Below are 26,273 nucleotides of genomic sequence, written 5' to 3'. Positions count from 1 at the left end.
TTTAAATTCAAATTGAAAACAAAACTAACTGCTATGGTTGTAATGGCCATAAGCATCACTTCGTCTATTTTTGCACAAGAAGAAATCAAAGTTCAAGATAAATATACAGCTCACAACAAAGGAAAATTTTTTGTTATGTGGGGAGGAAACCGTGAAACTTATACCGATTCCGATGTGAATTTCAGAGGTAAAGATTATAATTTCACAATAGACAACATGACCGCTCATGATAAACCAAAAGGATGGCATCTCGATTACGTCAATCCGGTTAAAATGACTATTCCGCAAACTAATTTACGTTTGGGTTATTTTATTAATGACCATTACAGCGTTGCTGTTGGAGTAGATCATATGAAATACGTCATGACACAAAATCAAACAGCGAATGTTACGGGATATATTAATTTACCAACCGATCAAGCGGGTTCTTTTTACAACGGAGATTATAACAACACACCAGTAGATATGTCTCAACATGGCGCTCAAGAAGGCGGTATGGATACTGGTACTACTTTGGAAAGTACTCCTCCTTTTTTAATGTATGAACATACAGATGGTTTAAACTACGTTCATACCGAAGTATCTCGTTTTGATGATATTTCAAAATGGTTCCGTTTACCAAACATTGATAAAGTACAAATTAATCTAACCGAAGGTATTGGAGCTGGACTTTTATACCCCAAAACAAACACCACTTTGCTTGGAAAAGAACGTCATGATGATTTCCATGTTTCTGGTTACGGTCTTTCGGCAAAAGCAGGATTAAACATAACCTTTTTTAAGCACTTTTACATACAAGGTGAATTAAAAGGAGGTTATATCAACATGCAAGATATTCGAACTACTTTAAGTGCTGATGATAAAGCCTCGCAAGATTTTTTCTTTTTTCAAAAAATAATTGCTGTAGGCGGAATTTTCCGAGTTTAATTTTAAATCTACTTACATACTAAAAGCAACATTCTTAAATTTTGAATGTTGCTTTTTTGTTACCAAAAAAAATTGTACTTTGATGTTTACAAATAGCCCATTGGCAGCAATAATAAGCTATGCTAAAAGACACTCCCGATAAAAAAAATCAAAACAAGGAATTCATTTACAATTTTGAAGAATTTTTCGAATCTACTCCAGACTTATTATGTGTAGCCGGTTACGACGGTTATTTTAAACGAATTAATCCTGCAGTTGTTTCTTTATTAGAATATACCGAAGAAGAACTATTTGCTCGCCCAATTAATGATTTTATTTTTGAAGCCGATAAAAACTTAACGTCTTCGGTACGAAAAAAATTAACCGAAAACGTAGGGCTTTTTAATTTTGAAAATCGGTATGTGACCAAAACTGGAAAAATAGTTTGGTTGCATTGGACATCGGTTCCTGTTGAGGATAAAAAAATTGTTTACGCCATTGCCAAAAATATTACTTCAAAAAAAACAATGGAATTTGAGCGTAAAGAACATATCAAAGAGCTCACCCAACACAATGAAGAATTACAAAAAATCACCTATTCCACTGCTCACGATTTGCAGTCGCCTATCAATAACTTATTATCGGTTTTTGATTTAATTGAATACAATAAAATTCAGGACGAAGAAAGTTTGGAATATCTCAAAATTATTGAATTAACAACTCAACAATTAAAGAAAACATTGAATGAAACCGTAATAGCACTTGATAAAAAACATCAAGAAAACAATGCGTTAGAAGAAGTTTTTTTTAATGAGGTGCTTGAAGAAGTTTTAAATTCGATTATATCATTAGTACAAAATTCTAAAACAGTACTTATTACTAATTTTGATGGATTGCCTAGCATTTTTTATAATAAAGCTGCATTAAAAAGTATTATTTTAAACTTAATTACAAATGCAATTAAATACAATAAAAAAGGCACAAAACCTGAAATTACTATCCAATCTTTAGAAAATTCAAATGGAATAAAGCAATTAATTATTTCCGATAAAGGAATTGGGTTTGATATGAAAAAGGTAAAAGATAAAGTATTTGGACTGCATCAAACATTTAATTCAAATGATGACAGCACCGGAATTGGTCTTTATTTAGTCCATAAACATGTTACAAATTTAGGAGGAACCATTTCTTTAGAAAGCCAAATCAACCAAGGGGCTACCTTCACCATTACCTTTAAAAACACGATTCTATAAAAATAACGACATATCAAAGGCATAAAAAAAGTCCCACATTCCTGTGGGACTTTCTATTTATAAAAAATCTAAGAATTATTTTTTCTCCGTTTTTTCCATTTTAGCTTTTAAAGCAGCTAATACATCATTGTTATCACCTAAAGTCGCAGCTGGTGCGTTAGTAGATGCAGATGAAGTGTTTTCAGCAGCAGCTTTCACGTTTTTCTCTTCTTCTTCACGGAAGATAGCAGTGTGAGAAGCAACTACTCTTTTGAATTCTTTGTTGAATTCAATTACTTTGAAATCAGCTGAATCACCTTTTTTCAATTTCTTTCCGTCTTCTTTTTCAAGGTGACGAGTTGGAATGAAAGCAACGATATCATCTCCGAATTCTACAGTAGCACCTTTGTCAACAATTTCAGAAATCTCACCGTTGTGGATAGTTCCTACAGCGAAAGAATCTTCGTATTGATCCCAAGGATTAGCAGTAGTTTGTTTGTGACCTAAAGATAATTTACGTCCTTCAACATCTAATTCTAATACAACAACATCAAGTTTCTCACCAACATTTACAAACTCAGATGGGTGTTTTATTTTCTTAGTCCAAGATAAGTCAGAGATGTAAATTAATCCATCAATTCCTTCTTCTAATTCTACGAAAATACCAAAGTTTGTAAAGTTTCTAACGATACCTGTATGTTTAGAACCTACTGGGTATTTAGAAGTAATATCAGTCCATGGATCTTGAGTCAATTGTTTGATACCTAATGACATCTTACGATCTTCTCTATCAAGAGTTAAGATAACTGCTTCAACAACATCTCCAACTTTCACGAAGTCCTGAGCAGAACGTAAGTGAGTTGACCATGACATTTCAGAAACGTGGATTAAACCTTCAACACCTTCAGCAACTTCGATAAATGCACCGTAATCAGCGATTACAACTACTTTACCTTTAACTTTATCACCAACAGTTAAGTTAGCATCTAAAGCATCCCATGGGTGAGCGTTTAATTGTTTCAATCCTAATTGAATTCTTGTTTTCTCGTCATCGAAATCAAGGATTACAACGTTTAATTTTTGGTCTAATTCAAGAACTTCACTTGGGTGGTTGATTCTACTCCAAGAAAGGTCAGTAATGTGAATTAATCCATCAACACCACCTAAGTCAATGAACACACCATAAGAAGTAATGTTTTTAACAACACCTTCTAATACTTGTCCTTTTTGTAATTGACCGATGATTTCTTTTTTCTGTACTTCAATATCAGCCTCGATAAGCGCTTTATGAGATACAACAACATTTTTGAATTCGTGGTTGATTTTTACCACTTTGAATTCCATCATTTTGTTTACATATACATCGTAGTCTCTAATTGGCTTAACATCAATTTGAGATCCTGGTAAGAACGCCTCGATACCGAATACGTCAACGATCATACCTCCTTTAGTTCTACATTTAACAAAACCGTTAACGATTTCTCCAGTTTCATTAGCAGCAATAACTCTATCCCAAGATTTGATAGTACGTGCTTTTCTGTGAGATAATACTAACTGACCTGTTTTGTCCTCACGGATATCAATTAATACTTCTACTTTGTCACCTACTTTTAAATTAGGATTGTAACGAAATTCGTTTAAAGAAATAACACCTTCAGATTTAGCATTGATATCAACGATAACGTCTCTATCTGTAATTCTAACTACAACACCTTCTACTACTTCTTCTTGATCTGTAGCGATGAATGTTTTAGACACTAATTCTTCAAACTCTTGTAAGTTTTTCTCATCTACAGCATCGATTCCTTCTTGGAAATTGTGCCAGTTAAAATTTGCTAAAAACTCTTCTTGTGATTTTAATAATTCAGACATGCTGATAAAAAATTTGTATTCTGTTTTCTCTAGTGTTTCTTAATGCGGTAGAAAAATACAGAAGTTGTTTTACATAAATTGTTGATTCCTAATGAAAACACTCTCCGCCAAAAGGACTGCAAAAGTACCATCTTTTTACCAATAAAAAAAATTATTTGGTTCTAAATCAAGTCTTCTTGCTATTAAAGTGAATTTTAGAGAATTAAAAGTAATTGTTTGCTTATTTTTTTAAGAAGTTAATCACTAATTGAATTGTTATTAAAGCTCATTTAAACGATTTACAACCGAATTTTTAAAAATAATTTCACACCAATTTTGATTTACTACTTTTTATTATGTTAAATTTGTGCAATCGATTACACCAATTAAATCTTAACCCCAAAAACTTAAAATTTAAAAATGAAAAAAATCTCTTTATTAGCAATTTTTTTGCTGAGTATTTCCAATTTATTTGCCCAAAAATACTACATGGATCATCCAGAAGGTTTTGGTGCAGCTACTACTGGAGGTGGCACTCCTAATACTTCAAACACCGTAACGGTTTCAAACTATTCTGACTTAGAATCTGCTCTTACTTCAACTTCTCCTACCAATGCTGTGATTTTAGTATCAGGCACAATTGAATGTTCCTATACTAGTGTAAAGTTAAACAACAAAACCATTATTGGTTTACCCGGTGCAAGGTTAGTTAATTTAAAACAAGTTAAACCAACCAGCGGTCTCTCAAATGAAGATAATTCAGGAATATTAACACTTAAACCTGGTTCTAGTAATGTAATTATTAGAAATTTAGTATTCGAAGGTCCTGGCGCATGGGACGTAGGAGGAAAAGATAATCTATCTATTGAAGGCTGTGTAAATCTTTGGGTTGACCATTGTGAGTTTCAAGATGGTATGGATGGTAACCTTGACATGAAAGACAAAACAGACAATGTAACTATTTCATGGTGTAAGTTTACTTATAAAAAAATACCAAAAACCACCGATTATGAAGATAAGGGAACTCCAGATCATCGTTTTTCTAGTCTAATCGGCTCTGGAAGTTCTAATTCACCTGATGATGGTCATTTTAGCATAACTTTTCAAAATTGTTATTGGGCTGAAGGGTGTAAAGAACGTATGCCAAGAGCCCGAAATGCTGAATTGCATATTTTAAATTGCTATTATAATACCTCACTCTCTAGCTCACTCGCCATTGGCTTAGGAGGAGGAACAAAAAACAGCACTTGTTATGTTGAAGGAACTAATTTTTCACAAGTAACTTCAACTTATAAAAGCTATCCTGCTGACGGCGGTACAATTGCTATCAATTTCGATAATTGCTTAAAAGGCGCTGCAAATATCGGTACGGTAAACAAACCAACTTATGCCTATACTGCTATTCCTGTAAATTTAGTTGAAGCTGCAGTAACCAATACTTCATGTGGCGCTGGTGCTACCCTTCAAGTAACTAATGATGGTATTATTTCGGCTAGTTGCAGCAATGACAATTTAGGAGTAAATGAAATTAAATCTACCTTAGAATTGAAATACTACCCAACCGTAATTGATAGTTTATTAAACATTGATTTTTCTGCTAACGATTCTGGAAAAGCCGTTATCGAAATGTACGCTGCCAATGGCTCTAAAGTATATACACAATCTAAAAATATCGCTCCTAATGAGAAACTAGAACTCAACGTAGCTTCGTTAGGAAAAGGGATGTACTTTTGTAAAGTATTTGTTAATGATAAAGCAAAATCATTTAAAGTTTTAAAAGATTAAATTACACCTACCTACTAAAACAAAAATAGGCGACTCAATATGAATCGCCTATTTTTTTTGCCTTTAGTTTTGAAACTATTCTTTTCTGTTATCTTTGATTTCGTCTACAATTTCAGGATTCAACAAAGTAGTTGTATCACCAAAATTTGAAAAATCTCCTTCAGCAATTTTTCTTAAAATTCTTCTCATAATTTTACCCGAACGCGTTTTAGGCAATCCAGAAACAAATTGAATTTTATCCAACTTTGCAATTGGCCCGATATGATCTGAAATATATTGATTAATTTCTTTTGTTAGATTTTCTTTATTTCTAACCTCACCTGTTTCTTTAAGAATTACGTAACCGTACAAGGCATTTCCTTTAATATCATGCGGAAAGCCAACAATTGCCGACTCAGCTACAGCAGGATGTTCGTTAATTGCATCTTCAATTGGAGCTGTTCCTAAATTATGTCCCGAAACAATAACCACATCATCTACTCTACCGGTAATTCTGTAATAACCAACCTCATCTCTTAAAGCTGCATCTCCTGTAAAAAATTTACCAGGAAAAGCTGAAAAATACGTGTCTTTGTAACGTTGATGATCTCCCCAAATAGTTCTAGCAATACCTGGCCACGGAAACTTAATACACAAGCTACCCACAACTTGATTTCCTTCTATTTCATTTCTTTTTTCATCCATCAAAACAGGCTGAACCCCTGGTAAAGGTAATGTAGCATAAGTAGGTTTTGTTGGAGTAACGAACGAAATTGGAGAAATCATAATTCCACCCGTTTCTGTTTGCCACCAAGTATCAACAACCGGACAACGTTTATCACCTACGTGATCGTTGTACCAGTGCCATGCTTCCTCATTAATTGGCTCTCCAACCGAACCAATTACTTTTAAAGATTTTAATGGAAATCTTAAAATATAATCTAAACTTTCTTTAGCCAATGAACGAATTGCCGTTGGCGCAGTATAAAATTGTGTGATTTTATGTTTTTCGATAATTTCCCAATAGCGACTAAAATCAGGATAAGAAGGAACACCTTCGTAAATTACTGTTGTACCACCATTCAATAAAGGGCCGTATAAAATATAAGAATGCCCTGTAATCCAACCAATATCTGCCGTACACCAAAAAATATCATTTTCTTCGTGGTTGAAAACATTTTTAAAAGTATAGGAAGTATACACCATGTAACCCGCTGTGGTATGCACCATACCTTTAGGTCTTCCTGTAGAACCCGATGTATATAAAATAAATAACGGATCTTCGGCATCCATTATTTCGGCTACATTATTATTAAGTGCTACATCTAACAAAGGTTGCAACCATTGATCCCTGCCTTCTTTCATTGAAATAGCAGTATTGGTACGTTTAGCTACTAATACCTTTTCAACTGAAGGGCACGATTCCAAAGCTTCATCTATAATTGCTTTTAATTCGATTGTTTTATTTCCTCTATACGCGCCATCAGAAGTGATGACCATTTTACATTCGCTATCATTTATACGATTAGCCACAGCCGAAGAAGAAAATCCAGCAAAAACTACTGAATGAATCGCTCCAATTCGAGCACATGCCAAAACCGAAACGGCTAATTCCGGAATCATCGGCAAATAAATACAAACACGATCTCCTTTTTGAATTCCTTGTTCAAGCAAAACATTGGCCATTTTAGAAACACGCTCGTATAAATCATTATAGGTAATATGCAATGCTTCTTCAGATGGATCATTTGGTTCAAAAATAATAGCTGTTTTTTCACCTCTTTTATTTAAATGTCTGTCAATACAATTTTTGGTAATATTAACTTTTGCACCAGAAAACCAAGTTACCTCAGCGCTAACCATATTAAACTCAACAACTTTGTCCCATTGTTGGTACCAAGTAAAATTTTCTTCAGCTATTTTACCCCAAAATTTTCTTGGTTCACGAACTGATTTATTATAATGTTTAAAATATTGCTCTAAATTTTCAATTTTAAAATAACTCATGTTTGCTTAAATTTTTTATAAATGTATTAAAACAGATTTAATTGTAAAAATAATTTAATTTATAAATTTTAACTAAAAAAAACCAACTCACAAAAAAAACAGTTATTTAATTCATTTTTTAACAATATTGGTTCAGAAATCAAAAAAAACGAAGAATACAAAATTCAATAAACAAACCTAAATTTTATATTTTTTATAACTTAATTGGTTCAATTTTTTATAAAAATCCTATATTTGATATGAACCAAAAAACAAAATTATGCGCATTGAATCCGATTTAAAGTTAGGTTTTAAAGATGTTATGATTCGACCTAAACGTTCGACCTTAAAGAGTCGTTCGGAGGTATCTTTAGAGCGAGATTTCAAATTTTTACATAGCACCTTAACTTGGAGCGGAATTCCGATAATTGCGGCCAACATGGACACTGTAGGTACTTTTGAAATGGCAAATGTTTTAAGTAGCCAAAAAATATTCACCGCTATACACAAACACTATAGTATTGAACAATGGACAGACTTTCTTGAAAATGCTTCCGAAGACATCTATCAATACATAGCCGTAAGCACTGGAACAGGTAAAAAGGATGCTGTACAATTGAATACTATTTTAGAAAAACACCCCAAATTGCAATTTATTTGTATTGATGTAGCCAACGGTTATTCGGAGCATTTTGTTGAATTTTTAAAACAAACCCGAAAAAAACATCCGAATAAAGTAATAATAGCCGGAAATGTGGTAACAGGCGAAATGGTCGAAGAGCTGCTCTTGGCAGGAGCCGATATCATAAAAGTAGGTATTGGTCCCGGCTCTGTTTGCACTACACGAGTTAAAACGGGAGTAGGTTACCCCCAACTTTCCGCTATAATCGAATGCGCCGATGCCGCTCATGGATTAGGTGGTCACATTATAAGTGATGGTGGTTGTAAAATTCCGGGCGATATTGCAAAAGCTTTTGGAGCCGGAGCCGATTTTGTTATGTTGGGAGGCATGCTAGCTGGCCACACAGAAAGCGGCGGCGATATGACTATAGAAAACGGAAAAAAATACAAAAACTTCTACGGAATGAGCTCGTCGACCGCCATGGAAAAACATGTTGGTGGTGTAGCCGAATACCGAGCAAGCGAAGGAAAAACAGTAACAATTGAATACAAAGGAAATGTTATTCATACCGTTTTGGATTTTTTAGGCGGTTTGCGAAGTGCTTGCACTTATGTAGGTGCCTCTAAATTAAAGGAACTCACCAAAAGAACTACCTTTATAAGAGTTAGTGAACAAGAAAACAATGTTTTTTCTAAGTAAAAGCCAAATTTTAATTTTCGAAATTTTAGATAGTAAAACGCTAAAAATAACTGCCTGAATATTTTTTAAAACCCATTCTTAAAACCCAGCAATTAATAATTAAAATATTGCCACTCGAAATGAGTAGCCATTACACAGCTCTCATAAAAAAAATAGGGAAAATAATTACCTCGATTAAGCATTCTTAAGCGATATTTTTTGGCTAAATCTTGACTTCCCTCCTATTTTCTACCTGTGAATTATGTAATCATAAAGTTGTTTTTTGAAAAGTAATAATTTTTATAAAGGTTATTTTTATGAAAATTATTACAAATTCAAGAGTATCAATCAAGTAAATTACTTTAACTCTTTGTTTATAATAACTTACCAAAACAAGAAAACAAAATTTTTGCGATAAACTGTTTTATTCTCGTAAATCAAATCCACATAATTACAAAACATGATAGCACGTTTCTTAGAAATCAGACAAAAAACGGAAGCAATTTGTAGCCCTTTATGCATCGAAGATTATTCGGTACAACCTAGCGAATTTGCTTCTCCGCCCAAATGGCATTTGGCACATACCACTTGGTTTTGGGAAGAATTTGTGCTCACCAAATACGATTCTGACTACGTGGTGTATCATCCCGATTTTTCTTATCTGTTTAACAGTTATTACAACACAGTTGGCAAACGTGTCTTACGTCCAACTCGTGGCTTAATGACTCGCCCCCCTGTAGAGGAAGTGTATGCCTATCGCACTCATGTTTCAAAAGCAATGGAACTATTTTTGAAAAATGATTTGTCAAAAGAGGTTTTGGATATTATAGAAATTGGACTTAATCACGAACAACAACACCAAGAATTATTGGTTTATGATATTAAATACTTACTCGGAATGCAACCCACTTTTCCGATATACGGAAATGACTTCATGACTACTGCTGAAAAACAAGAAACTGGTTTTGTATCGATTAAAGAAGGTATTTATGAAATTGGTCATCAAGGTGAATCATTCTGTTTTGATAATGAACTCGGAAGACATAAGGTATATATAACTGATTTTGAAATTTCAAAAACGTTAGTTACAAATGGCGACTACCTCGAATTTATAAACCAAGGCGGTTATCAAAACTTTAATTATTGGCATGATGAAGGCTGGGGTTGGGTAAACGAAAATAAAATTGAAGCACCCTTGTATTGGCATAAAATAGAAAACGATTGGTACCAATATACTCTTAATGGATTTGAGAAAGTTAATCCAGATTTTCCCGTGATGCATTTGAGTTATTACGAAGCTTTCGCTTATGCTGAATGGAAAGCCATGCGTTTACCAACAGAGTTTGAATGGGAGGTTGCCAGCACGCAACTGCAATGGGGAAAAGTATGGGAATGGACTAATAGTGCTTATTTGGCTTATCCTAATTTTAACAAAGCGGCTGGTGCTTTAGGCGAATACAACGGCAAGTTTATGGTTAATCAAATGGTATTGCGTGGTGCATCGATAGCCACTCCCGAAAACCATAGTCGAAAAACCTATCGTAACTTTTTTCAAGCGAACATGCGTTGGCATTTTTCTGGCTTGCGACTCGTCAAATAAGCTGCAGTACTCTTTAATTTTAAAACTACTTTACCATGAAAAAATTTGATTACATCATCATAGGCACGGGACAAGCAGGCACGCCTTTAGCCTTTAGTTTAGCCGAAACAGGAACCGTAGCCATTATTGAAAAAGATTTTTTAGGTGGAACTTGCGTAAATAATGGTTGTATTCCGACCAAAGCCTATGTGGCAAGTGCTCGCAAGATGTGGGATGCCAAAAATGGAGTTGAATTTGGAGTTGAAATTACGGGTAAAATTAAAGCCAATCTCAGCGAGATTAATGCACGAAAACAAAAATTAGTACTTGAATCTCGGGAGAATATTGAAAGTGCCATCGAAAAAAATAAAAAAATTACACTTTATAAAGGAGAAGCACATTTTAGTAGCAATTACGAAATTAAAGTTGGGGCTGAAAAACTTACAGCAAAAAAAATATTTATCAATGTAGGCGCCCGGGCGGTAGTACCCGAAACCTACAAGGAAGTTCCTCATTATACCAATGAAAATATTTTAGAACTTACCGATTTGCCTAAACATTTGATTATTATGGGCGGAAGTTATATTGGTTTGGAATTTGGCCAAATGTTTCGACGTTTTGGTAGCGAAGTAACCATTATAGAACGTAGCGACCGTTTGATAGGAAGAGAAGATGAAAATGTGAGTGATTCCGTTGCAGAAATATTAAAAGCAGCAGGAATCAATATTGTTTTTAATGCCAAAGAAATTCATGTTAAGCAAGAAAAAAAGACAATTTTAGCAACTATGGACAATCGTAAAGTAAGCGGTTCTCATTTGCTTTTGGCTATAGGACGAACGCCCAATTCTGACACCTTACACTTGGAAAATACCGATATAAAATTGGACGAGAAAAACTATATAAAAGTCGATTCGTATTGCCAAACCAATGTAGAGGGAATTTTTGCTCTTGGGGATTGTAATGGCGAAGGGGCTTTTACCCATACCTCGTATAATGATTTTCAGATTGTAGAAAGTTTTCTTTTAAAAAAGAAAGAAAAAAAAATCAGCGATCGAATTATGACTTATGGATTGTTTATTGATCCTCCGCTAGGCCGCATCGGAATGACGAAAAAAGAAGCTTTGGAGAAAGGTTACGAAGTTTTAGTAGCGCATCGTCCTATGACTAAAGTCGGCCGTGCCAAAGAAAAAGGAGAAACACTCGGATTTATGGAAGCACTAATCGATGCCAAAACCAAGCTTTTTTTAGGAGCATGTGTTTTAGGAGTGGGCGGCGATGAGATTATTGGAAGTATTACCAATTTAATGTACGCCAAACAACCTTATACCGTTTATCGCGATGCGGTGCATATTCACCCAACGGTTAGCGAACTTATTCCTACTATGTTAGAAGACTTAAAACCTATCAAAAAATAGATCGATTTTGGTTTCAAAACAAAACAATTACTTAGGAGCAACAAACTTACGCTTATACGGAATCCTTTTTGGTGCTTTCTTTTTTATAAGCGGCATTATAGCTCCCGAAAGTTTGTTAACAACATTGCAACAGTTCAATCACCATCTTCTATCGGTTTTTAGTGGTTATTATTTAGCAATGGGCGTAATTGTGGTTATAGCGGCTCTAGTACTTTTGTTTTTACCCATTAGTAATAGACGATTAGGTGATGAAAAACCCACTTATTCTTATTTCAGTTGGATTGCCTTGTTGTATAGCACCGGCATGGGCTCAGGTCTTTTACTACGGGCGGTACAAGAACCTGTATATTATTTGAACAACAGCCCTGTAGTTACTAACAATGCCCAAGAAACAGCATTGCAATATACTTTTTTTCATTGGGGGTTTACACCTTGGGCCATGTATAGTTTGTTTGGGTTATTTGTAGCTTACAATTTGTATATTAAAAAAGCACCCAATTTATTAGAAGCTATTGTACCTCAACTGAAAAATAAGATTTTACAATTTATTGCTATTCTTTTTATTGTACTCATTACCATTACAGGCGTGATTGCTTCGCTGGGTTTGGGTACTGCGCAATTAGTGGGTGGTTTAAATTATACATTTGGTACCCACTTTGATACTCTTTTTTTGTTAGGAAGTGTGCTTCTTATGGGAGTTATAGCAACTTATTCGGCTTTGACAGGAATTACTAAAATGATTAAATTTCTTGCCGATTTTGACTTTGCTTTCTCTATTTTATTATTGCTTTTCGTCGCATTTTTTCTCCATTACGAAACTTTTTTCAATCATATTTTTAGCGCATTTTATCAATATTTCATTCATTTTTTTGAAATGAGTTTGGCTGTCGGAGATTACACCACAAAGGGCACTTTTACGCAAGATTGGACGGTATTTTATTGGGCATTTTGGTTGGCTTGGGTCCCTTTCACCGGCATTTTTATAGCTCGAATATCAAAAGGAAGAACCATTAAAGAGTTTTTAATTGCAACCATTTTGGTTCCCACTTTAGCCACCATCATTTGGTTTTCAGTATTTGCTTCTTCCGCTTTTGAAATGATAGAAAACGGAGATGCAACGCAATTTGATAATGTCTTTAGTTCCTTGTTTGTTTTCTTGGAACATTTGCCTTTTCACCAATTAACGTTTTTGATAGCGGGTATTTTAGTAGCCATTTCTATTATTAATTCGGTTGACTCAGCAATTTTTGTTTTAGGAATGTTTAGCGACCAAGGCAATGAAAATCCTTCTAAAAAACACAAACTAACTTGGGGCATTATCATTACGGCAACCGCTCTCGGACTAACCGCTTTAGGAACCAGCGATTTGCTTAACGGAATTAGTAATTTGTTAATTATTATGGCATTACCCTTTAGTTTTTTATATCTGTATTGTATCGTTACCTTCTTTAAACACAACATTTTCCAAAAATAATGTAAAATGCCAATGGCAAAACTGAAGTACTTTTAAATAAATTCAAAAATCGAAAACCATCAATAACCTGACTTATGAAAGAGACCATCGTTTTAGAAAAAAAAGAAACCGCCACAAGTACATTTGAACAATTTAAAAAAGAAGTAAATGAAGGACTAAGTGAACCGATTAAGTCGCTGCCATCAAAATTTTTTTATGATGAAAAAGGCGATGCTCTTTTTGTACAAATCATGCATTTACCCGAATATTACGTAACGCGTTCTGAACATGAAATTTTCAAAAATAAAAGTAATACCATTATTGATGCTTTACAATTAAATCCAGATACTTATTTTGAATTAATAGAATTAGGTGCTGGAGATGGAACTAAAACCAAGGAACTTTTACAAGCGCTTTCGCAACAGCAGTACCAATTTGATTATTTACCAGTAGATATATCGCAAAATGCTTTAGATATGCTTGAAGCAGATTTAAACAAAGAGATGCCGCATATTTCGGTAAAAACAAAACAAGGCGATTATTTTGAAGTTTTAGAATCTTTAAAAGAAAACGAACATCCAAAAGTGATTTTGTTTTTAGGCTCTAATATTGGAAATATGTCCGATCAAATTGCCGCCAGCTTTATATCTAATTTAAGCGCCAATTTGGGCTACGGCGACAAGTTGTTTTTAGGAGTCGATTTGATTAAATCTACAGAAATTGTTTTACCGGCTTACAATGATAGTCAGGGTGTAACAGCTGCGTTTAACTTAAATTTACTGGACCGAATTAACCGCGAATTGGATGCCGATTTTGAAGTAGAAAATTTCAAACACCAACCCGAATATGATGAAAAAGAAGGTATTGCAACTAGCTTTTTAGTTAGTATAAAAGAGCAAGTTGTGTTTGTAAAAAAACTAAACAAAACATTTCGTTTTGCCAAAGGCGAGAAAATTTTAACTGAAATTTCAAGAAAATACAACGATCGAATTTTGAATAAAATTCTAAAAAAAACTGCCTTTGTTATAAAAGACAAAATAACAGATAGCCAAAAATATTTTGCAAATTATGTTTTAGAGCGTTTATAATGAATAGTAAATCACTCGGTATTTTAGGTTTAGGAAGCCGCTCAACGCTATTTTATATAAAAGAACTTAATCGTCTTTATCAATTAAAAAATGGCGGATATAGCACTTGCCCTTTCAAAATGTGGAATACTAATTTTGATACCATCAACAATTTACTGCCAGAACCTTCCGAAAAACTTAAAAAAATTGTACGTGAAAATCTTTTGAAATTGCAAAATATGCAAATAGATTCAATTTTGGTTCCAAATATTACACTGCATCAAATAATTGATAGCATAACTTTACTACCCAAAATCATTCATCCTGTTTCCTTAACTATACAAAAGCTACAAGAAAAAGGAATAACTAAAGTGATTTTATTTGGTTCTGCTTATACCATGGAAAGTAAATATATTAAAGAAAGTTTTCAAAAAGAACATCTGGAAATTGTACTTCCTTCTGAAGAAGACCGCCTTTTTATTGATTATGTTCGCAAAGAAATATATGCCGAAACCGAAAGTCATGAATTGTTAAGGAAATATAATAATATTATCGAAAAATACTCAACTGATTATGCAGTTGTACTAGCTTGTACCGAATTATCAATAGTATGGAACGGAAAAAATTCGAGTGTTTTTGATATGGCTCGAATTCAAATGGAAGCCGCTATAGCAAATTTTGACCGTTTCTGAAATCAATTGAAATGGTCTATTTTAAAGACAGCAAATTTATTTAAAAGGTAGTGTAATAATAAATTTCAAACTTTGTTTTTTATTGGTAGCTGTAGTTATATTACCATCTAATAACTGAACAATCCTCTTGCAATAGGCTAAGCCAAATCGTAATTCGGTGTCCTCGGCGTCTAATTTCCAAAAAAGATCAAAAATGCTAGTGCTTGGTATGTATTTTTGATTGCTGTTATCTTCAAATACAATTCGCAAACATTCTTCATACTTATAAGCGTCTTTTAGTTCCGTAAATACATTTTCTGTAATCGTATCAACCGATATTTTTATTTTTGAAGTGTAATCGTCATTTTTATGATAACTAAAAGCATGTACGAGTAATTCCCTAAACAAAATAAGCACCAAACGATTATCAGAAAGGAATTTTTTATCGGGTTCCAAATGATTTTCAAAAACAATATTCACTTTTTCAGAAGATAATCCACAATCCATTTTAGCTTTTAAAACGGCTTCTTCTATATTCACAGGAACGTGTTCTAGCGCCTTTCCTTCTAATCCATTATACTGTTCAAGTTTTTCAAGTAAATGCCTTACCTGTTCCACAAATCGGGAAATTTTTAATAGCCCACGACCTAGGTCAGTTTCATGATTTAAATCTTCATTTTCTAAAAGTCTGCTACTAAAAAGATTAATTTTTCGTAAAGGTTCTTGTAAATCATGCGACAAGACTTTACTCAATTCTCTTTGAAACGATTCTTTTCGTGAAAGTTTACGCAATTGCAATTCTAATTGGTGCTGTGTTTCCAACAAAGTATTGCGTATTGCTATTAATTCTACATTTTCTTCTACAGCTTTCTGAGCAATTTTTTTTGATTCTAACAAAGCCTTCTCAAATTTATTTCGCTGATTGATTTGAATACCTCCGGCGTAAATAGTATAGCCATCATTATATTCTTCAAAAGTAAAATTCAAAAGTACAGGAATTTCATTTTTCTCTTTCGATAGAAAAGAAAGATAAATTTCGTTTGCTATTTTTTGAATTTTAAGTAAGGGGAAAATTTGTGTTTGAAAAAATAATTTACTTCCTATAGTTAATAAATTTTCAAATTTTTCTTGACCTATAAGTTCCGTTTCATTGAAATTTAAATCGGCTAAAAAAGTGTCGTTTATTTGATTAATTAAACCTTCCTTAGAGAAAGATACTAAGTAACAAGGTGAACAATGGTAGGATTGAAGTCCGTTATTTTTATTAGACTGTTTGATACTGTTTGTTTAAAAAATTAGTAATGGCTAAGATAGTTTCTTCAGGATGGCTCATGTGCGGGCAATGGCCTGTTGCATCTAACTTTACATAAGAACTATCCTGAATCTGTTGGGCAATATACTCACCCACAGCATCTGGTGCAATAGCATCATCCGAGCATTGTAATATAAGTACGGGAATTTTAATACGCGATAAATCTTTTCGATTATCACTAAAAAAAGTGGTTTCAGCAAATTGTCTGGTAATAATGGGATCTGTAGCGCAAAAACTCTCCTCGAGTTCTTTAACTAATTCAGGTTTATCCTCATTTTTCATTATGATTGGAGCCAAAAAATTAGCCCATCCCAAATAATTATTATCCATCACATCTAATAATTCCAACAATTCCTTCTTTCCAAATCCACCAAAATACTGTGTATCATTTATGTAACAAGCTGATGGACCAATAAAAACCATAGCGGAAAATAAATCTGGAAACTTGATACTAACCAAACTCCCTATCATCGAACTCACCGAGTGTCCCACGAAAATAACATCATTCAAATCTAATTCGTCACAAATATTAATTATATCTTGCGCATAACCATTTAAGTTACTATATCTCGCCGGATTGTATTGGTTGATATCCGATTGTCCACAACCCACATAATCAAAAAGAACAATCCGATAATCATCTATAAAAGAGGGGGTAACAAATCGCCACATATTTTGATCGCAACCAAAACCATGTGCAAAAAGTATCGTTTGATTACCATTTCCAATTATATTTACGTTATTTCGCTGCGAAATGGTTTTATTCATATTTCTGAAAAAGAAGTTATTACTAAAGATAGACAAATATAACCAACTAATATTTGGAAATGGTTAAATTGTAGCCAAACAAGATAGTCTCATTTATCAAGTTTGTTTAACTCCTTTCAGTTTATGCTTGAATATCAAATTGTTACTCCGGAATTTGCTGACTTAAACAATGTAATGTGCCAAAGCCCCAAATAAAATCAATAGCGCTAATTCCGATAACTTCTCTATCTGGGAAACATTCGGATAAAATATTAAGTGCAATTCTATCATTGGCATCATTAAAAGTTGGGACTAAAACACAGTTATTCAATATTAAAAAATTAGCATAACTAGCTGGTAAAACCAAATCTTCAAAAACTACTGGTTTTGGCATAGGCAATGCCACTATAACGGGAGATTTTCCGTTTTCTAATTTAGCATTTTGCAAACATTTCAAATTATCTTGCAAAGGAGCGTAATTAGGATCGTTTTTGTTTGTTTCTACAATGGTTACAATAGTATCTTCATTTACAAAACGACATAAATCATCAATATGCCCATGAGTATCGTCACCTTTAATTCCGTCTCCAAGCCAAATTACATTGGTAATTCCTAAATATTCTTTAAAAACTGCTTCATAATCTTCTTTGGTAAAATTTGGATTGCGAACCTGAATTTCTGGATCCATCAAACATTCTTCCGAAGTCAACAAAGTACCTTTACCATTTACATCAATTGCACCACCTTCTACAATAACAGGCTTGCCTTTGTACATTACTTGAGTTAACGGAATAGTCAAATGATTTGCCACTTTGGATGGTACTCCCCTATCCAATTTGTAATTTTTATATTTTGCCCAACCATTAAAATTAAAATTCAGCGCTTCTCTTTTACCGTTATTGTAAACGATAATAGGACCTGAATCTCGCATCCAACTGCGGTTTGTCTTTTGTATTATAAACGATATTTTAGATAGTACAACGTGCGCACGCTCCAACATTTCGGTCACTTTTACTTGTTGTTCGTGGTGAGCTACAACCAAAAATACATTTTCAAATTGTGACACTTTTTTTATGAATTCAACAAATGCCCATTGAACCGCTTCATATTTTCCTGGCCAATCTTTTCCGTTATGAGGAAAACATAAAAGGATTCCTTGTTGTTTTTCCCATTCTGCAGGAAATCTTCTAGTAATTGCTGACATAAAAAAAAGCTATAATTAAAGTGCAAAGATAATCATTCAAAAATATTTTATACCAACAAGCCTTTTTATTGGAACAAAAAAAGCCTTACCAAACACGATAAGACTTTTTAAATATAATTAAATGAAAACTATTTAATAAACAATAATTCTCTGTATTTGGTTAAAGTCCAAGTTTCATCATCAACAATTAATTCCAATTTATCACAATGATTACGAATATTTTCAAAATAAGGTTTTACTTTATTGCAGTAAACTTCGGCTTTGATTTGTGCATCTTCTAATTGATTGGCTTTTCTACGTTCGTCGGTCATCGCTAAAACTTTCGAATTAATTCCTTCGATATGGCTCGAAATTTCTTTGATAATGGCAATTTGTTCTTTGGCATAAATTTCAAAATCTTTTCCAAAAATTTCTTTCAACCCTTTTACATTATCAATCAACGTATTTTGATAACGAATTGCGGTTGGAATAACATGATTACGAGAAATATCGCCCAAAACGCGACCTTCAATCTGAATTTTCTTGGTATACTCTTCTAATTCAATTTCATAGCGCGCTTCCACTTCTACCTGATTCATAATTCCGAGTTCGGAAAATAAATCTAATGCTTCTTTCGATGCTCTAGCTTTTAAAGCTTCGGGAGTGGTTTTAAAATTTGTTAAACCTCTTTTAGCGGCCTCTTTTTCCCAAGCTTCGCTATACCCATCGCCTTCAAATAAGATTTTTTTAGATTGTTTGATGTACTCTCGGATAACATTAAAAATCGCATCATCCTTTTTCATTGATTTGTTTTCGATTAAGGCATCTACTTCAATCTTAAAATCTCGCAATTGTTTGGCTACTATGGCATTTAATGTGGTCATGGCATTGGAACAATTGGACATTGAACCTACCGCTCTAAACTCAAATTTATTACCTGTAAAAGCAAAAGGAGAGGTTCTATTTCGATCGGTATTATCTAACAAAACGTCTGGAATTTTCCCCACAACATTTAGTTTTAAATCCGTTTTTTCTTCGGGAGATAATTTCCCTTTAGTTACTACCTCTAATTCTGACAAAACTTTGGTCAATTGTTCTCCAATAAAAACCGAAATAATTGCAGGCGGTGCTTCGTTGGCTCCCAAGCGATGATCATTACTAGCGGTAGCTATTGCGGCTCTTAACAATGATTCGTGATCATTTACCGCCTTAATTGTATTAACAAAAAAGGTTAAAAACTGCAAATTACTCATTGGTGTTTTACTAGGACTTAACAAATTCACTCCCGTATCGGTTGCCAAAGACCAGTTATTGTGTTTACCCGAACCATTAACCCCTTTAAAAGGCTTTTCGTGAAGCAAAACTTTAAAATCATGGCGTTCGGCCACTTTTTGCATAATATCCATCAACAAACAGTTGTGGTCTACAGCCAAATTGGTTTCTTCAAAAATTGGCGCTAATTCAAATTGATTCGGCGCTACTTCGTTATGACGTGTTTTAACTGGTATTCCTAATAAAATACATTCTTGTTCTAAATCACGCATGTAAGTCAGGGCACGAGTAGGAATAGAACCAAAATAATGATCGTCTAATTGCTGTCCTTTTGCTGAGGTATGCCCTAGTAATGTTCTACCAGTCATCATCAAATCGGGTCTACTTTGCGCTAACGATTTGTCTATCAAAAAATATTCTTGTTCCCAGCCTAATGTAGCGGTTACTTTTTTGACATTTTTATCAAAATATTTGCAGACTTCGGTCGCCGCATCATCTATTGCGGACAAAGCTCGCAAAAGCGGAATTTTATTATCTAATGCCTCACCGGTATACGATATAAAAACAGTAGGAATACAAAGCGTAGTTCCAAAAATAAATGCGGGCGATGTAGGATCCCAGGCAGTATAACCACGAGCTTCAAAAGTATTACGAATTCCTCCATTAGGAAAACTAGATGCATCTGGCTCTTGTTGCACTAATTGTGCTCCGCCAAATTTCTCAACAGCATCACTGCCATCAAATGAAGTTTCAAAAAAAGCATCGTGTTTTTCGGCAGTGGTTCCTGTTAAAGGTTGAAACCAGTGTGTATAATGAGTTACTCCTTTAGACAAAGCCCATTCCTTCATACCCATGGCAATATAATCGGCTAATTTTCTATCAATTTTGCTTCCGTGCAACACTGCATCCCCAACAGCTTTAAGCGCATCTGAAGTTAAATATTTTTTCATGGCTTTTTCATTAAAAACATTCGACCCAAATAATGCTGATTTTTTACCTATTTCTTCAAAATGAATCGGTTTTCTATTGGATGCTTCTTTTAAGGCTTGAAAACGTAATGTTGCCATTGTATTTTATTTTTATATTAATATTTCGATTTTTATTGTTTTACAAAGATACGGAATAATTGCCTCTTTAAAAGCTACAAAACAGACAGATTCAGAGCATTATTAGCAATAAAAACAAGCTTTTTCAAAGAATAATAAATTTCAACTAAAAAAATATAACAAAAATTCATATTTGTTAATATAAAATTAACAATTTAACAAATTAGAATTAACCCGATAAAACCGATTTCATTATAGAATTCGATATATAACCCGATATTTTTACTTTTTTTACAAATTGCCCCCTAACAAATTGCCGTTATGCTAAAAATAAGAGTTTAACATACAAAACATACCCCCTAATTTTTGCCAGCGAGAAATAAAATTTATATTTGCAATGTTTAAAAATCAAAAAATAAAATTAATCTATTATTGTTATGGCTAAAATAAAGTTAGAGTACCTTTGGTTAGATGGATATGAACCAACTCAAAATCTTAGAAGTAAAACTAAAGTTGAAGAGCACGAAAATTTTCAAGGAACATTAGAAGAAATTGGAAATTGGTCTTTTGACGGTTCATCAACTAGACAAGCAGAAGGTGGTTCATCTGATTGTTTGTTAGTACCAGTAGCTATTTACCCAGACCCAACTCGTATTAACGGTTACTTGGTAATGTGTGAGGTAATGAATGCTGATGGAACACCACACCCTTCTAACGGTAGAGCAACTATTGATGATGATAATGATGATTTCTGGTTTGGTTTTGAACAAGAATACTTCATCATGGATACTAAAACATTATTGCCTTTAGGTTTCCCTGTTGGAGGATATCCTGCTCCACAAGGAATGTACTACTGCTCTGTAGGTGGAAAAAACACTCACGGGAGAAAACTAGTAGAAGAACATGCTGATTTGTGTATCGCTGCTGGAATTAACTTTGAAGGTATTAACCAAGAAGTTGCTTGCGGACAATGGGAGTTCCAATTATTTGCAAAAGGAGCTAAAAAAGCAGGTGACGAAATCTGGGTAGCTCGTTATTTATTAGATCGTTTGACTGAAAAATACGGTTACTATATTGAATACCACCCAAAACCACTTGGTGACACAGACTGGAACGGTTCTGGAATGCACGCTAACTTCTCTAACGAAGTATTAAGAACATGTGGTTCTAAAGAAACATACGAGAAAATCTGTGAAGCTTTCCGTCCTGTAACTAAAGAACATATTGAAGTTTATGGTGCTTACAACGAACAACGTTTAACTGGTAAACACGAAACTGCTTCTATCAACGATTTCTCTTACGGAGTATCTGACAGAGGATGTTCAATCCGTATTCCTTTAATGACTGTTCAAAAAGGTTGGAAAGGTTGGTTGGAAGACAGAAGACCAGCTTCAAACGGAGATCCATACAAAATTGCTGCTAGAATTATCAAAACTGTTAAGTCAGCTTTATAATTTCAACATATTACTATTTTTTAAATGCCTTCTTTTTGAAGGCATTTTTTTTTATTTATTTATTTTTTAAAAGTAAAATATCCAAATTTCATGATTTATCTTTGTGTAAAACCAAAAAAATAAAATATGATTGTTTGGATCTCATTTTTAGCACTTGTTGTTGTTATTTTAGCCTTAGATTTGGGCGTTTTTAATAAAACTCCTCATATCATTTCTTCTAAAGAAGCAAGCAAATGGACCTTAATTTGGGTTAGTCTTTCTTTTTTATTTTCGGGTGTCATTTATTGGTTATATTCCAATGAGTATATAAATAATCCCGATCAATTAAAACCCGCAGTAGCTTCGATGAAATTCATTACAGGCTATCTTATCGAGCTTTCATTAAGCATAGATAATATTTTTGTAATAGCAATTATTTTTTCCTCATTTAAAATTGCTCAAAAGTACCAGCATCGAGTCCTATTTTGGGGAATTCTTGGCGCCATTGTTTTTAGAGGAATCATGATATTTTTTGGCGTGATGCTCATCAATAAATTTACCTGGACAACTTATGTATTTGGGTTGTTTTTGTTATTTACTGCCATAAAAATGTTGTTCTCTAAAGATGAAGAAGACTTTCATCCTAAAGATTCTTTTGTATACAAAACATTAGGAAAAATAATTCCGATGACATCCGAAACCGATGGCGAAAATTTTTTCATTCGAAACAATAAAGGAAAAAAAGCCGCTACCCCTTTATTTGTAGCCTTAATAGTCATTGAAGTAATGGATGTATTATTTGCAATTGACAGCGTGCCGGCCATATTAGCTATAACTTCCGATCCATTTATTGTATTTAGTTCTAATATTTTTGCCATTTTAGGCTTGCGTTCGATGTATTTCTTTTTGGCAAATATGCTCGAAAAATTCAGCCAATTGGAATACAGTTTAATAGCAATTTTAAGTTTTGTAGGCTTAAAAATGTTATTACATCAATTCATTCACATTCCGGAATGGGCATCATTAGGCTTTATTGCATTATCACTAATTATAGGAATCCTAGTTTCATTGCAGAAAAACAAAACTAAAGATTTGGAATAAATTTTAATTTTTAAGAAAATAAAAAAGGCTTTCTAATTGAAATTTAGAAAGCCTTTTTTATGAGGAAATTATGTTATTATTTCAATTTCAAAACCGTAGCGGTATGATTTCTAATTTCACTTAACAACTCTGGTTTATCGTTTAAAGTTTGTCCGTAAGAAGGAATCATCGTTTTAAATTTACTTTGCCATTCAGTTGATTTAGCTTGGTCTTTAAAACATCTTTCAATCAAATCAACCATAATAGAAACGGCTGTTGATGCTCCTGGAGAAGCACCTAATAAAACAGCTAAAGTCCCATCTTGCGTGTTAATAACTTCTGTTCCGAATTCTAAAACACCACCACCATTCACTTTATCTTTTTTAATAACTTGAACTCGTTGTCCAGCTCGTTCCAATACCCAGTCTTTCGCATTTGCATTAGGTAAATATTCGCGTAAAGCTTCAATTCGGTCATCTTGAGACTGACGAACTTGCTGAATTAAATATTTCGTTAAAGGAATGTTTTTAATCCCCGCAGAAAGCATCGGTAAAATATTATCTAATTGAATCGACAAGGGCAAATCCGAATACGAACCGTTTTTCAAAAATCGTGTTGAAAACCCTGCAAATGGTCCAAATAACAATTGTTTTTTGCCATCAATAACACGTGTATCGATATGCGGAACTGACATAGGAGGCGCACCTACACTGGCTTTTCCGTATACTTTTGCAGCATGTTTTTCTATAACTTCTGGATTAGTACATTTAAGCCATTGTCCACTTACTGGAAATCCTCCGTAACCTTTTCCTTCTTGAACATCGGCTTTTTCTAATAATGGTAAAGAACCACCTCCAGCTCCGATAAACACAAACTTAGTATATGCTTTACGCTTTTGACCCGTAGTTAAATCGTTAATTTTAATGCGCCAAGACTTATCATCTCGCTGTTTTAGTTTTTTAACTTCGTGGTTAAAATGCATCGAAACACCATCCATTTTTGATAAATAAGCAAACATACTTCGAGTTAAAGCACCAAAATTAACATCGGTACCAATTGCCATAGAAGTACCCGCTACTTTTTCCGAAGGATTTCGTCCTTCCATAACCAAAGGCATCCACTGACTTAATTCAGAGAAATCGGTACTAAAAACCATTTCTTTAAACAATGGATTTTGCTTTAATGCTTCAAAACGAGTTTTAAGAAAGGAAACATTTTTATCTCCCCAAACAAAACTGATATGAGGAACACTTTTTATAAAATTTTCAGGCGAAGGTACTTTGTTTTGCTCTACTAAATAAGACCAAAATTGACGCGAAACTTCAAACGATTCTGCAATAGAAATTGCTTTTTTGGTTTCTACAGTACCGTCTTTCTTTTCGGGAGTATAATTCAATTCGCAAAAAGCAGAATGCCCTGTACCGGCATTGTTCCAAGCATCAGAACTTTCTGCAGCCGCCACATCTAGTCTTTCGTAAATTTCAATTTTTAAATCAGGTTGTAATTCCTTTAAAATCAAACCAAGAGTTGCACTCATTATTCCTGCTCCAATAAGTACTACATCAGAATTAGAACGTATCGTATTATCTGCCATTTTAATATTATTTTTAAGAAAGTGCAAAGATACTTCAGAAAATCACAATAAAAAAGTATAATTCAGTCCTTTTAAGTTATAGAATTTAAAATTCACAGAGTTAAAAGCTTCAAAAAGCCATATTATTTTTGACGTAAATAATCTTGCAATAAAATAGTTGCCGAAATTTCATCTATCAAGGCTTTATTTTGACGTTGTTTTTTATTTAAACCACTATCAATCATGGTTTGAAAAGCCATTTTTGAAGTAAATCGTTCATCAACTCTAACTACTTTCATTTCAGGAAAAATATTTGAAAAATGAGTTGCAAAGCCTTTAATAATCGAAGCACTTTGCGAAGGCTGTCCGTTCATTTGTTTGGGTTCTCCTATTAAAACAGCTTCAACTTTTTCTTTTTCGAAATAATTTTTCAAAAAATCAATTAAAGTATGAGTCGGAACAGTAGTTAAACCCGAAGCAATAATTTGCATCTCATCCGTTACCGCTATTCCGGTGCGTTTTTGTCCGTAATCTATAGCAAGTATTCTTGGCATATTATTTTTTTTATCAAAGATATCTATTTTAACTTCCCTATTCTAAACAACAATGGGAAAGTCACTTTCTTGTCATTTTTTTGCCAAGATTTTTTTAATTCTTCACTGATGATATACAATGGATTGTTGCCATTTTTCGAAATATAATGTTGTGTCGACGACCAAGTTTCAAGATAACCTATTAGTTCTTCAAAAGTCCATGTGAAATTATTTTCGAAACTTTCAGCTTTAATTTCATCAAAAGGAAAAGGAATAGTTGTGTAATTTTCATCCAAATACTTTCGCTCTTTATCCCAATAAGGACCAACAATATTATAATAATAATTGTGGATTATTACATCTGATTCAGGATTGGTTGAAAACAATCCATATCCTAAAACAGCAAAAATTCCTTCAGGTTTCAAGATTCTATAAATCTCTTTGTAAAAAGAATCGAAATCAAACCAATGAATCGCTTGAGCAACAGTAATCAAATCGAAAGTTTTATCTTCAAATGATGTTTTTTCAGCGGGTTCTAATTGATAAATAATATTAGAAGCCTGAACAGCATTATCGAGTTGTTTTTGACTTATATCTGTTGCGTAAACTTTTTCAAAAACAGCAGACAGTTTCTGAGCAATTTGCCCATTTCCTGTAGTAATATCAAGCGCCATTGATTTATTATTGACAAATGAAATCAAATAATCGATCATTTCCTTAGGATAATGTGGTCGATACTTTGAATATCCTGAAGCTTGTTTCGAAAAATTATCTTTCATATTGACTTTCTTGTGATTTATCAAATTTACAAAAATTAAAAAACCTTGAGTTAAATCCATAACATTTTCAAGACATTTCTCTTTTTTGCTA

The 26,273-nt window shown here is 33.4% G+C and carries 20 protein-coding genes; 11 read left to right on the top strand and 9 right to left on the bottom strand.

The window, feature by feature from the left end:
• Positions 1-42 precede the first annotated feature (42 nt).
• Positions 43-927, top strand: a complete 885-nt coding sequence (locus tag I5M07_RS00995; protein ID WP_394369040.1) for a hypothetical protein — start codon at positions 43-45, stop codon at positions 925-927.
• Between the two features lie 119 nt (positions 928-1,046).
• Positions 1,047-2,159: a PAS domain-containing sensor histidine kinase gene (locus tag I5M07_RS00990; protein WP_200104326.1), complete on the top strand. Its 1,113-nt coding sequence runs from the start codon at positions 1,047-1,049 to the stop codon at positions 2,157-2,159.
• A gap of 75 nt (positions 2,160-2,234) precedes the next feature.
• Here the strand turns inward: I5M07_RS00990 and rpsA are convergent, their stop codons facing one another.
• Positions 2,235-4,010, bottom strand: coding sequence for a 30S ribosomal protein S1 (rpsA, locus tag I5M07_RS00985; RefSeq protein WP_200104325.1), 1,776 nt, complete (start codon positions 4,008-4,010; stop codon positions 2,235-2,237).
• Positions 4,011-4,409: 399 nt separating this feature from the next.
• Between rpsA and I5M07_RS00980 the strand changes: the two genes are divergently transcribed.
• Positions 4,410-5,774: a pectate lyase family protein gene (locus I5M07_RS00980; protein WP_200104324.1), complete on the top strand. Its 1,365-nt coding sequence runs from the start codon at positions 4,410-4,412 to the stop codon at positions 5,772-5,774.
• Between the two features lie 75 nt (positions 5,775-5,849).
• Here I5M07_RS00980 and acs read toward each other — a convergent pair whose 3' ends face one another.
• The gene (gene acs, locus I5M07_RS00975) at positions 5,850-7,760 is read right to left on the bottom strand and encodes an acetate--CoA ligase (RefSeq protein ID WP_200104323.1); all 1,911 of its coding nucleotides are present in this window, start codon (positions 7,758-7,760) and stop codon (positions 5,850-5,852) included.
• Between the two features lie 259 nt (positions 7,761-8,019).
• Between acs and I5M07_RS00970 the strand changes: the two genes are divergently transcribed.
• The 6 genes from I5M07_RS00970 (at position 8,020) to I5M07_RS00945 (ending at position 15,245) form a co-directional block, all read left to right on the top strand.
• Positions 8,020-9,060, top strand: a complete 1,041-nt coding sequence (locus I5M07_RS00970) for a GMP reductase (RefSeq protein ID WP_200104322.1) — start codon at positions 8,020-8,022, stop codon at positions 9,058-9,060.
• Between the two features lie 439 nt (positions 9,061-9,499).
• The gene (gene egtB / locus I5M07_RS00965) at positions 9,500-10,639 is read left to right on the top strand and encodes an ergothioneine biosynthesis protein EgtB (RefSeq protein WP_200104321.1); all 1,140 of its coding nucleotides are present in this window, start codon (positions 9,500-9,502) and stop codon (positions 10,637-10,639) included.
• A gap of 35 nt (positions 10,640-10,674) precedes the next feature.
• The gene (locus I5M07_RS00960; RefSeq protein WP_200104320.1) at positions 10,675-12,033 is read left to right on the top strand and encodes a mercuric reductase; all 1,359 of its coding nucleotides are present in this window, start codon (positions 10,675-10,677) and stop codon (positions 12,031-12,033) included.
• Between the two features lie 7 nt (positions 12,034-12,040).
• Positions 12,041-13,507 (top strand): BCCT family transporter, encoded by a 1,467-nt coding sequence (locus I5M07_RS00955; RefSeq protein ID WP_200104319.1) that lies wholly within the window; start codon positions 12,041-12,043, stop codon positions 13,505-13,507.
• 74 nt (positions 13,508-13,581) lie between these two features.
• Entirely contained in the window at positions 13,582-14,574 is a 993-nt protein-coding gene (locus I5M07_RS00950) for an L-histidine N(alpha)-methyltransferase (RefSeq protein WP_200104318.1), read from the top strand.
• On the top strand, positions 14,574-15,245 hold the full coding sequence (locus I5M07_RS00945; protein WP_200104317.1) for an aspartate/glutamate racemase family protein: 672 nt from the start codon (positions 14,574-14,576) through the stop codon (positions 15,243-15,245). The genes I5M07_RS00950 and I5M07_RS00945 overlap by 1 nt, the downstream gene beginning before the upstream one ends.
• Before the next feature lie 36 nt (positions 15,246-15,281).
• Here the strand turns inward: I5M07_RS00945 and I5M07_RS00940 are convergent, their stop codons facing one another.
• From I5M07_RS00940 to I5M07_RS00925, 4 genes are all read right to left on the bottom strand, one after another.
• A complete protein-coding gene (locus tag I5M07_RS00940) occupies positions 15,282-16,211 on the bottom strand; it encodes a sensor histidine kinase (RefSeq protein ID WP_200104316.1) in 930 nt (309 codons plus the stop codon).
• A 277-nt stretch (positions 16,212-16,488) separates the two neighbouring features.
• Positions 16,489-17,304, bottom strand: coding sequence for an alpha/beta fold hydrolase (locus tag I5M07_RS00935; RefSeq protein WP_200104315.1), 816 nt, complete (start codon positions 17,302-17,304; stop codon positions 16,489-16,491).
• Positions 17,305-17,446: 142 nt separating this feature from the next.
• Positions 17,447-18,487, bottom strand: a complete 1,041-nt coding sequence (locus I5M07_RS00930; protein ID WP_200104314.1) for an agmatine deiminase family protein — start codon at positions 18,485-18,487, stop codon at positions 17,447-17,449.
• Between the two features lie 128 nt (positions 18,488-18,615).
• Positions 18,616-20,805: a glutamine synthetase III family protein gene (locus I5M07_RS00925; RefSeq protein WP_200104313.1), complete on the bottom strand. Its 2,190-nt coding sequence runs from the start codon at positions 20,803-20,805 to the stop codon at positions 18,616-18,618.
• A 416-nt stretch (positions 20,806-21,221) separates the two neighbouring features.
• On the opposite strand from I5M07_RS00925, the gene I5M07_RS00920 reads away from it, so the two are divergent.
• Together I5M07_RS00920 and I5M07_RS00915 are read left to right on the top strand one after the other, a co-directional pair.
• A complete protein-coding gene (locus I5M07_RS00920; protein WP_200104312.1) occupies positions 21,222-22,238 on the top strand; it encodes a glutamine synthetase beta-grasp domain-containing protein in 1,017 nt (338 codons plus the stop codon).
• Between the two features lie 126 nt (positions 22,239-22,364).
• On the top strand, positions 22,365-23,318 hold the full coding sequence (locus I5M07_RS00915; RefSeq protein ID WP_200104311.1) for a TerC family protein: 954 nt from the start codon (positions 22,365-22,367) through the stop codon (positions 23,316-23,318).
• Positions 23,319-23,394: 76 nt separating this feature from the next.
• On the opposite strand, the gene I5M07_RS00910 is transcribed toward I5M07_RS00915, so the two are convergent.
• The 3 genes from I5M07_RS00910 to I5M07_RS00900 form a co-directional block, all read right to left on the bottom strand.
• A complete protein-coding gene (locus tag I5M07_RS00910; protein ID WP_200104310.1) occupies positions 23,395-24,891 on the bottom strand; it encodes a malate:quinone oxidoreductase in 1,497 nt (498 codons plus the stop codon).
• Positions 24,892-25,013: 122 nt separating this feature from the next.
• On the bottom strand, positions 25,014-25,424 hold the full coding sequence (gene ruvX, locus I5M07_RS00905) for a Holliday junction resolvase RuvX (protein ID WP_200104309.1): 411 nt from the start codon (positions 25,422-25,424) through the stop codon (positions 25,014-25,016).
• 23 nt (positions 25,425-25,447) lie between these two features.
• Positions 25,448-26,182, bottom strand: a complete 735-nt coding sequence (locus I5M07_RS00900; RefSeq protein ID WP_200104308.1) for a class I SAM-dependent methyltransferase — start codon at positions 26,180-26,182, stop codon at positions 25,448-25,450.
• Positions 26,183-26,273: the final 91 nt, after the last annotated feature.

This window comes from Flavobacterium agrisoli, from assembly GCF_016522065.1.
GTDB classification, from domain to species: Bacteria; Bacteroidota; Bacteroidia; order Flavobacteriales; family Flavobacteriaceae; genus Flavobacterium; species Flavobacterium agrisoli.
This window is presented reverse-complemented; position numbering and strand designations above follow the sequence as displayed.

Excerpts from the sequence above, each read along its gene's own strand:
- I5M07_RS00950 (WP_200104318.1), top strand. The coding sequence starts at position 13,582 with ATGAAAGAGACCATCGTTTTAGAAAAAAAAGAAACCGCCACAAGTACA.
- I5M07_RS00935 (WP_200104315.1), bottom strand. The coding sequence starts at position 17,304 with ATGAATAAAACCATTTCGCAGCGAAATAACGTAAATATAATTGGAAAT.
- I5M07_RS00900 (WP_200104308.1), bottom strand. The coding sequence starts at position 26,182 with ATGAAAGATAATTTTTCGAAACAAGCTTCAGGATATTCAAAGTATCGA.
- ruvX (WP_200104309.1), bottom strand. The coding sequence starts at position 25,424 with ATGCCAAGAATACTTGCTATAGATTACGGACAAAAACGCACCGGAATA.
- I5M07_RS00920 (WP_200104312.1), top strand. The coding sequence starts at position 21,222 with ATGGCTAAAATAAAGTTAGAGTACCTTTGGTTAGATGGATATGAACCA.
- I5M07_RS00970 (WP_200104322.1), top strand. The coding sequence starts at position 8,020 with ATGCGCATTGAATCCGATTTAAAGTTAGGTTTTAAAGATGTTATGATT.
- I5M07_RS00915 (WP_200104311.1), top strand. The coding sequence starts at position 22,365 with ATGATTGTTTGGATCTCATTTTTAGCACTTGTTGTTGTTATTTTAGCC.
- I5M07_RS00930 (WP_200104314.1), bottom strand. The coding sequence starts at position 18,487 with ATGTCAGCAATTACTAGAAGATTTCCTGCAGAATGGGAAAAACAACAA.
- egtB (WP_200104321.1), top strand. The coding sequence starts at position 9,500 with ATGATAGCACGTTTCTTAGAAATCAGACAAAAAACGGAAGCAATTTGT.
- I5M07_RS00960 (WP_200104320.1), top strand. The coding sequence starts at position 10,675 with ATGAAAAAATTTGATTACATCATCATAGGCACGGGACAAGCAGGCACG.
- I5M07_RS00945 (WP_200104317.1), top strand. The coding sequence starts at position 14,574 with ATGAATAGTAAATCACTCGGTATTTTAGGTTTAGGAAGCCGCTCAACG.
- I5M07_RS00925 (WP_200104313.1), bottom strand. The coding sequence starts at position 20,805 with ATGGCAACATTACGTTTTCAAGCCTTAAAAGAAGCATCCAATAGAAAA.
- I5M07_RS00995 (WP_394369040.1), top strand. The coding sequence starts at position 43 with ATGGCCATAAGCATCACTTCGTCTATTTTTGCACAAGAAGAAATCAAA.
- I5M07_RS00980 (WP_200104324.1), top strand. The coding sequence starts at position 4,410 with ATGAAAAAAATCTCTTTATTAGCAATTTTTTTGCTGAGTATTTCCAAT.
- I5M07_RS00990 (WP_200104326.1), top strand. The coding sequence starts at position 1,047 with ATGCTAAAAGACACTCCCGATAAAAAAAATCAAAACAAGGAATTCATT.
- I5M07_RS00910 (WP_200104310.1), bottom strand. The coding sequence starts at position 24,891 with ATGGCAGATAATACGATACGTTCTAATTCTGATGTAGTACTTATTGGA.
- acs (WP_200104323.1), bottom strand. The coding sequence starts at position 7,760 with ATGAGTTATTTTAAAATTGAAAATTTAGAGCAATATTTTAAACATTAT.
- rpsA (WP_200104325.1), bottom strand. The coding sequence starts at position 4,010 with ATGTCTGAATTATTAAAATCACAAGAAGAGTTTTTAGCAAATTTTAAC.